General features: G+C 56.9%; 6 protein-coding genes. 4 read left to right on the plus strand and 2 right to left on the minus strand.

Going from position 1 to position 8,392, the window contains the following annotated elements:
• Positions 1 to 161 precede the first annotated feature (161 nt).
• Positions 162 to 4,142 carry a two-component regulator propeller domain-containing protein gene (locus KK078_RS25045; RefSeq protein ID WP_254093075.1) on the plus strand — a complete coding sequence of 1,327 codons (3,981 nt, stop codon included), beginning with the start codon at positions 162 to 164 and terminating at the stop codon, positions 4,140 to 4,142.
• 217 nt (positions 4,143 to 4,359) lie between these two features.
• Here KK078_RS25045 and KK078_RS25050 read toward each other — a convergent pair whose 3' ends face one another.
• The gene (locus KK078_RS25050; RefSeq protein WP_254093076.1) at positions 4,360 to 4,710 is read right to left on the minus strand and encodes a hypothetical protein; all 351 of its coding nucleotides are present in this window, start codon (positions 4,708 to 4,710) and stop codon (positions 4,360 to 4,362) included.
• Between the two features lie 110 nt (positions 4,711 to 4,820).
• Between KK078_RS25050 and KK078_RS25055 the strand changes: the two genes are divergently transcribed.
• Positions 4,821 to 5,099, plus strand: a complete 279-nt coding sequence (locus KK078_RS25055; RefSeq protein WP_254093077.1) for a hypothetical protein — start codon at positions 4,821 to 4,823, stop codon at positions 5,097 to 5,099.
• A 4-nt stretch (positions 5,100 to 5,103) separates the two neighbouring features.
• Here KK078_RS25055 and KK078_RS25060 read toward each other — a convergent pair whose 3' ends face one another.
• Positions 5,104 to 5,712 (minus strand): hypothetical protein, encoded by a 609-nt coding sequence (locus KK078_RS25060; RefSeq protein ID WP_254093078.1) that lies wholly within the window; start codon positions 5,710 to 5,712, stop codon positions 5,104 to 5,106.
• A gap of 220 nt (positions 5,713 to 5,932) precedes the next feature.
• Here KK078_RS25060 and KK078_RS25065 point away from each other — a divergent pair, with 220 nt between their 5' ends.
• Positions 5,933 to 7,045, plus strand: coding sequence for an SPFH domain-containing protein (locus KK078_RS25065; RefSeq protein ID WP_254093079.1), 1,113 nt, complete (start codon positions 5,933 to 5,935; stop codon positions 7,043 to 7,045).
• Positions 7,046 to 7,095: 50 nt separating this feature from the next.
• The gene (locus KK078_RS25070) at positions 7,096 to 8,193 is read left to right on the plus strand and encodes a zinc finger domain-containing protein (RefSeq protein ID WP_254093080.1); all 1,098 of its coding nucleotides are present in this window, start codon (positions 7,096 to 7,098) and stop codon (positions 8,191 to 8,193) included.
• Positions 8,194 to 8,392 lie beyond the last annotated feature (199 nt).

The following is an 8,392-nucleotide window of genomic DNA, read 5'->3' on the forward strand; positions in this document are numbered from 1 at the left end:
GCTAGGGGGCGCCAACGTTTGCGTCTGTATCGCCGTGGCTCAATAAAATATCAGTTTGTAACACAACCTTCAAATTGATCGAATTTGGCGGTTCCGTAAACGCAATCGTTAACAGCCCCGTTGCGGGGCAATTTTCTACTTGTATTTTTGACCTGCAGCAGATGAAGAAGTTCCTCCTATATGCCCTTTTTCTGACAGCGTTTACGCAAACGAACGCGCAATACTATTATTTCCGCCGCTATCAGGTCGAACAGGGCCTGTCCAATAATACCGTCTACGCCTGTCTGCAAGACAGCAAAGGCTTTATGTGGTTTGGCACCGTCGACGGCCTGAACCGCTTCGACGGTTATACCTTCAAGACCTTTCACCACGACGAGCGCGATCCGCACAGCCTCGGCGGCAACGCCGTGCGCTGCCTGCACGAAGACACCCACGGCAACCTCTGGGCCGGCACCGGCAGAGGACTCTACCGCTACGATGCCATGCTCGAACGCTTCTATCCCTTTCCTGCATGCCTCGGCGGCGACGTGCTGACCATCAACAGCGATGCCGAAGGCAACCTGTGGTATATCTGCACCCAGAACCTGTACCGCGTGTCGCAGCACGACGGGTCCGTCAGCTGCTTCGAACAGTTCCGCGCCACGTCCATCGCCATCACCACCGGCGGCGACGTGTGGGTATCAGACGCCACCAACATCCTCCGGAAATATATACCCGCCACCGACAGCTTCGAGGTCCATCCCCTCGGCGCGTTTCCCGGCCGCGCCGGCCAGGACGTGATGATCGAAAAGATCATGCCCCTCAACGACCACGAGTTTATGATCGGCAGCGCCAACCAGGGCCTGCTGCTTTTTAATACCCGCACACACCAGACCACCTCGTTGCAGCCGCTGCTGGGCAACGTGGTATTTGTACGCGACATCCTGCGCGTGTCCGAACGCGAGTATTGGGTGGCCACCGAAAACGGCATCTATATATACGACCACGCCTTACAGCACGTCACACACCTGCAGAAAGAATACAACGACCCCTACTCTCTTTCCGACAACGCCGTATACTCACTTTTTAAAGACCGCGAGAACGGCATCTGGGCCGGTACCTTCTTTGGCGGCGTCAGCTACGTGCCGGCGACCAGCGCGCGCTTCCGGAAATATTATACCCGTCCCGGCTCCAACGCCATCCAGGGCGACGCCATTCGCGAGCTGTGCCCCGATGGGCAAGGTCACCTGTGGATCGGCACCGAAGACGCCGGTCTCAACATGCTCGACACCGCCACCGGCGCGTTTACGCACTATGCTCCTACCCCCGGCGACACCACCACCATCGGCTATCACAACATCCACGGCCTGGCGCTGGAAGGCAACCACCTGTGGATCGGCACGTTCAAACACGGCCTCGATGTATTCGACCTCACCACACGCAAAGTAGTGCGGCGGTATTTTACGACCGCCGGTCCGGGCCGCGCCAACAGCGACTTTATATACTCCATGCTGCGCACGCGCAACGGCACCATCTACGCCGGCACCGGCTCGGGTCTTTACGTATTGCACCCGCCCTACACCGGAGACTTTACACCCACCGAGTGGTTTCCCTACGCCACGCTTATCAGCAACCTGTATGAAGACCGTGACGGCACCGTGTGGGTCAGCACCTTTCACCGCGGCGTGACGGGCTATGGCCCCACCGGCGATATACGCGTCATTCGCCATACCAATGCCGCCACCTCCCTTCCCACCAATCATAGTAACTGCGTCTTCGAAGACAGCGACGGCCGCTTCTGGATTGCCACCGACGCCGGCCTGGTACAGTACGACCGCACCGACGACCGCGTCGTGACCCGCTACGATGAACACGGCGGCATGCCGGGCAACATGGTCTTCCGCGTGCTGGAAGACAACAACGGCCGCCTGTGGGCCAGTACCTCCAAAGGCCTGGCGTGTGTCGCCCCGGTTACCGGCAAGGTCCAGGTTTTTACCCAGGCGGACGGTCTGCTCAGCAACCAGTTCAACCACAACTCCGCTTACCGCGATGATCGGGGCGTGCTCTACTTCGGCTCGGTACGCGGCCTGATCAGCTTCCGCCCCGAAGATTTTGTACAGAACACCTACGTGCCCCCGGTATACATCACTGGCATCCAGGTGAACAACACCGAGCTGCCGATCTGGAAAGCACGGTCGCCGCTCAAAAAGTCGATCACCTATACCGACGAGATCGTACTGAACCACACACAGTCGACCTTTAGCGTGGACTTCTCGGCCCTGTCGTACGAAGCGCCGCAGATGACGCGGTATGCCTATAAAATGGAAGGCCTCGACAGAGACTGGGTACACCTTACCAACAACCGCAAAGTATACTTTACCGACCTCTCGCCCGGCGAATATACCTTTCGCGTGCGGGCGCTCACCGACGGCATCCCGCCCGACAACGCCGCGGGCACCGCACTGCACATCGTCATCCAGCCGCCCGTGTGGGCCTCGCAAAGCGCCTATGTAGCGTATGTATTGCTCGGCGCCTCGGCGCTGGTCTTTCTCATCATCCGCTACCAGAAACGAACGGAGGAAAAGAACAAGGCCCGCCTGGACTTTTTCCAGAATGAAAAGGAAAAGGAATTATACAATGCCAAGATCGAGTTCTTCACCAACATTGCCCACGAGATCAAAACACCGTTAACGCTGATCAGCCTGCCGCTGGAGAAGATCCTCCAGCAACCCGGCCTCGACCACGAGACAAAAGCCAACCTGAAAATTATGGAAAAAAATACCAACCGTTTGATCAACCTCTCGAACCAGCTGTTCGACTTCAGGAAGACCGAAGGAAATGTATTCAGCCTTTCCTTTGTGAAGACCGATATCTGCGGGCTCCTCTCCGAGCTGCTGCAACAGTTCCGCCCCGCCGCCGAAGAGCGCAGGATGATCATGGACACGCAGCTGCCCAACATTCACTTTCAGGCCTACGTGGACCCGGAGGCGCTCAAAAAGATCCTCAGCAATCTGTTCAGCAACGCCATCAAATACGGCCGCGAAAAGATCGGCGTCAGCATATTGCCCTTCAGCAGCTACGACGAACATTTTACCATACAGGTGACCAACGACGGCCCGCTCATACCCGCGTCGCACAAGGAAAAGATCTTCGAGCCCTTCTTCCGCCTGCCCGGCACACAGGCCGAAGGTACAGGCATAGGCCTGGCGTTGGCGCAGTCGCTTACTCGCCTGCACAAAGGCCACCTGGAGGTAACCCTCGACAACGGCGTGAACGCCTTCCTGCTGCAACTGCCCATCCGCCAGGAAAAAGAGTTCCAGCTGTTCGACGAAGCGTTTGAAGAGGTCAGCCCCGCCGCCATCGAAAAACCCGCCGCCGCCGAAAAGAGCGGCCTGAGCACCATCATGCTGGTCGAGGACAACGTAGAGATCCGCGACTTCCTCGTAAAAGAGCTGAGCCCCGAGTACAACCTCGTCACCGCCGGCAACGGCGTGGAAGCCCTCGCCAGGCTCAACGACACAACGGTACAGCTGATTATCAGCGATGTGATGATGCCCGTGATGGACGGCTTTGAGTTGTGCCGCCAGATCAAGTCCAGCCTCGACCACTGCCACATTCCCATCGTCTTGCTCACCGCCAAAAACACGCTGCAATCCAAGATCGAAGGATTGGAAATGGGCGCCGACGCCTATATCGAAAAACCCTTCTCGCAGCAGCACCTGAACGCCCAGATCGTCAGCCTCCTCAAGAACCGCGACCACGTTAAATCATACTTCTCCGCATCGCCGCTGGTGAACATCAAAACCGTGGCCTACTCGCGCGCCGATGAAAACTTCCTGCTCCGCCTGACCGACATCATTACCCGCAACATGGGCGAAGCCGACATTAACGTAGAGGTGATCGCCGCCGAGGTGAACATGAGCCGGCAAACCCTCTACCGCAAAGTACGCGGCCTCACCAACCTCACCCCCCACGAGCTGATCATGGTAACAAAGCTCAAAAAAGCCGCCGAGCTCCTGGTCACCGGCGACTACAAGATCTACGAAGTAGCCGAGAAAGTGGGCTATAGTGTCGCCGCTAACTTCAGCCGGGACTTTACCAAACAGTTCGGCATCAGCCCTTCGGAGTATATAAACTCACGGCAAGCAGTGAAAGGAGTATAAAAAAGGCTGCGCATTGCCCGCCACCCACCTCAAATGCTTAATCAAAATGCCTCAGAACCCCAGTAGAATACAGCCAGAAATATTCACCCAACGGGATTACGCCAGTCAGCGACTGGCGTAATAACGACGATAACCAACAACAACAACGATCATTACAGTCAACAGCGATAACTCCCAACAAATCGAAGCTCCGACAACCACTACGTAGCAGGAGCCCTTAATTCTGTATCAAAACGCGTTCGATCTTCTCATTGATCTCCTGTATAAACGGCTCATCCCGCACAACGACGTAATCACTCTGCCGTACCTCCTCATAGATCATCGGCAGATCTGCCAGATTCACTTTTTTATCTTTTATGCCCTCCAGCGTCTCGCGGATCCAGAACACCTGGTTCGTCGTCGGGATGCGGTGAAAGGTCCATTCCACGTAATTCTCCAATGCAGCATATACCTGCAACACGAGTTTGTTCCGGTGCTCTGTCAGGATCGCTTCTGCGATCGCCGGCATCGCATCGCCCGCATGCGCAGGAATGCTCCGCAACCCCTGGTTTGTTACGAATCTTTTCATACATTACTCTTGTAAAGACTCCTCAATACTAATAAAATTAGTTTTAATAAACTAACATTATTAGAACATCCTTCTTTAGAAAGTTGTTAAAACCACTTAAACAGTCGAAAATGAGGGTTTTGCATGTTGACGATTTGCTCGAATTTAACGGGGAGGTGTACGCCAACTGGCGGCTGTCCGGTGCCATCGGGATCCAATACCTGAACTGTAACGGTATTATGATCATCCGACCCATGCTGCCGCAGGACGAAGAAGCAGACGACGACGTGCCCACGGCCGAAACCGCCGATGCCTGGATTATCTCCATCAACCCCGACGACGCCCTGAAGCTGACCGCCGCCAGCCAAGACATGGCCTTCTACGTCGAGAAGGACCGCATCGTGCTATAACCTGTTAATGCAGAAAGAAAGACGCCACGCCCGTAAGCACCAGGGTGATGCCCGTAATGATGCCCGCGTTGTGCTCGAGGGTGTGCCAGTTCATTTTGACCAGTCCCTGGTACGTAAGCCGTACCCACAACACCATGCCGCTGACCGTCACAACCGTATACAACACCGCCAGCACCGCCACCAACCACCAGCCCGTGGCGCCGGCCATGAGAAAATACGCTTCTATTTCCAGACAAGGCGAAAAGAACATGGCGATGACCAGGCTGATCACCACCTGGCGCGGCGAAATGACCGGCTTGCTGTGCAGGTGAAAATGTTTGTGGCGATGGTGCTGATAGATATAAAAGAGGCCCAGTGCGATCAGCACGGCCGGCGCAAAGAAATGGGTGAACGGTTCGACGCTGTCGCTCAGGGCACGGCCCGCCAGGGCAATGATGCCGCCCAGCAACACCGTGCTCAGGGCGTGGGCCAGGCCCGCCGCCAGCGTCACCGACGTCGTCTGGCGCAGCGACCATTGTTCACGACGGCCGATGGCCAGCACGGGAAGCCAGTGGTTGGGAATGAGCGCGTGCAGTACGCTTAAGACAAGGCTTCCGGCAATCAGTGCAATCATGTGAAGATGTAGGGCTTTCCGCATGCAGCGTGCCCGGTTGTAAAAACCGGTGCAAAGCTAATCGACTTTGGCAATACTGCAGCGTGGCCCTGAGAACACAAAACAGACGGCCGGTGTTCCACGGTCTCCAAAAATCTGTCACAACGATCTGCGCCGCGCTGCGTTAAACAGTCCTGATGCAAAATTGCTACCTTTAATCTTTCACCCTTAACCACGAACTATGTCTATCTGGGACAAACTCAAGGCGGAATTTGTTGACATCATCGAATGGACCGATGACAGCCGGAACACCATGATCTGGCGCTTTCCGCGCTATCAGCATGAGATCAAGTATGGCGCGCAGCTCACCGTGCGGGAGAGTCAGGTGGCGGTCTTTGTAAACGAAGGCCAGATCGCCGATGTATTCCAGCCCGGAAGGTATACGCTGGAGACGCAGAACATGCCCATCCTCACCACGCTGAAAGGATGGAAATATGGATTCGACAGCCCGTTCAAGGCAGAGGTATACTTTGTCAACACCCGGAACTTTGTCGACCAGAAGTGGGGCACGAAAAATCCCATCATGCTCCGCGACCAGGAGTTCGGCCCCATCCGCCTGCGCGCCTTTGGCACCTTCGCGCTGAAAGTCGACGACGCCGGCAAGTTCATCAAAGAGATCGCCGGCACCGACGGCCACTTCACCACGGAAGAGGTAGCCGAACAGCTCCGCAACCTCATCCTTACACGCTTTACCGACGCCATAGGCGAAAGCAAGCTGCCCGCGCTGGACCTCGCCGCGAACTACGACGAGCTCTCCCGCATCATCACCGACAAGATCGGTACCGAGTTCTCCGACTATGGCCTGGAGCTGACGAAGTTCCTGGTAGAAAATATATCGCTGCCGCCGGAAGTCGAGCAGGCACTGGACAAACGCAGCAGCATGGGCATCCTCGGCAACCTCCATGCCTATACCCAGTTCCAGGCAGCCAACGCCATGGAAAACGCCGCGAACAATCCCGGCGGTGCGGGCAGCGACATGATGGGCCTCGGCGTGGGACTTTCCATGGCGCAGCAAATGGCACAGACGCTGAACAACGCGCAACAGGCGCAGGCACCCAACCTCAACCAGGCGCCGCCGCCGATCCCCAACGCCAACGTTCAGTACTTTGTGGCCGTCAATGGCCAGCAGCAAGGCCCTTTCAACCTGCAAGCCATCGACCAGATGGTAAAGCAAGGCACATTGACACGCGACATGCTCGTGTGGAAACAGGGCATGCCCAACTGGACAAAAGCCGGCGATGTAGGCGACCTGACAGGCATCTTTGGCGCCACACCTCCGCCCTTGCCGCAATAATTGCAGCAAACATTACTGTATCGAACCATTCTTACAACGAAGCCTGCTTCATGAGCAACTTTCATGAACCTACCAAAAAGGTCAGCCAGGACCTTTCCTGCGAAAACTGCGGCGCCGGTTTGAGCTACGCCCCCGGCACCACGCACGTGGCGTGCGCCTATTGCGGTACAACGGTCAAGATCAACGCCGCCACGAGCGTCGTCGAAACAGACCTGGAAGAATACCTCGCCCGGGCCTGGGAAGACGATGAGACCATGACCGTGACCATCGTGAGCTGCAAGACCTGCGGCGGGTCGTCAACGCTGGCCCCCAACGTTGTATCAGACGCGTGTCCGTTCTGTGCCTCTCCCCTGGTAGTGACCGGCGGCACCACATCCTCCATACACAAGCCGCAGTATGTACTGCCGTTCTCGTTTGGAGCCCCGTCGGCCCAGGAGCGATTCCGCGGCTGGCTCAAAGGCCTGTGGTTTGCGCCTGGTGACCTGAAAAAGTATGCCGACCTCCAGGGCAAGCTCTCCGGCATGTACCTGCCCTACTGGACCTTCGACTGCACCACAGACTCCGTCTATTCGGGCGAACGCGGCGATTATTATTATACCTCGGAAGTATATACACATCACGAAAACGGCAAGTCCGAGCTGCGCACCCGCCAGGTACGGCATACGCGGTGGTCGTCGGCGAGCGGCCGGGTACACGGTACCTTTGACGACCTGCTGATCGAAGGCAGCCGCTCATTACCCAAAAACAAGCTGCGTCAGCTCGAGCCGTGGGACACCCAAAAGCTCGTGCCGTACGACGACCAGTACCTGGCAGGCTTCCGCGCAGAGGTCAACGTCGTAAACATCAAAAACGCCTACGCCGAAGCCAAAGGCCGGATGCAACCCCGCATCGAGGCGATGGTCCGCAACGATATCGGCGGCTCGGAGCAACGCATCCACTCCCTCGACACCCGGTACCTCGACCCGAGCTTCAAACACGTACTATTACCCGTGTGGATCAGCGCCTACCGCTATAAGAACAAAGTATACCAGTTCATCATCAACGCCCGCACCGGCGAAGTACAAGGCGAGCGCCCCTACAGCGTAGTCAAGATCGTATTACTCGTCCTGGGCATAATAGCCGTTATCTTGTTCCTGGCATCGCTATAGAAAAAAGAGTAAGTGAGAGAGCGGGGGTGGGCATAGGATGTGAAAGACGGTCAGGAGACCGCCACCATCCGCCAGCAGCGGACGCGGCGCGCGCAGCGCGCAAAAAAAACAACGACTGGTTCAAGTCTTCCGACCGAAGGGAGGGCGACTTGGACCCAGCATGGCGGGGGGGGGGGGCCCCCCCCCCCCCCCCCCCACC

The organism is Dawidia soli (assembly GCF_018598185.1).
Lineage (GTDB): Bacteria > Bacteroidota > Bacteroidia > Cytophagales > Cyclobacteriaceae > Ohtaekwangia > Ohtaekwangia soli.

Excerpts from the sequence above, each read along its gene's own strand:
- KK078_RS25060 (WP_254093078.1), bottom strand. The coding sequence starts at position 5,712 with ATGATTGCACTGATTGCCGGAAGCCTTGTCTTAAGCGTACTGCACGCG.
- KK078_RS25055 (WP_254093077.1), top strand. The coding sequence starts at position 4,821 with ATGAGGGTTTTGCATGTTGACGATTTGCTCGAATTTAACGGGGAGGTG.
- KK078_RS25070 (WP_254093080.1), top strand. The coding sequence starts at position 7,096 with ATGAGCAACTTTCATGAACCTACCAAAAAGGTCAGCCAGGACCTTTCC.
- KK078_RS25065 (WP_254093079.1), top strand. The coding sequence starts at position 5,933 with ATGTCTATCTGGGACAAACTCAAGGCGGAATTTGTTGACATCATCGAA.
- KK078_RS25045 (WP_254093075.1), top strand. The coding sequence starts at position 162 with ATGAAGAAGTTCCTCCTATATGCCCTTTTTCTGACAGCGTTTACGCAA.
- KK078_RS25050 (WP_254093076.1), bottom strand. The coding sequence starts at position 4,710 with ATGAAAAGATTCGTAACAAACCAGGGGTTGCGGAGCATTCCTGCGCAT.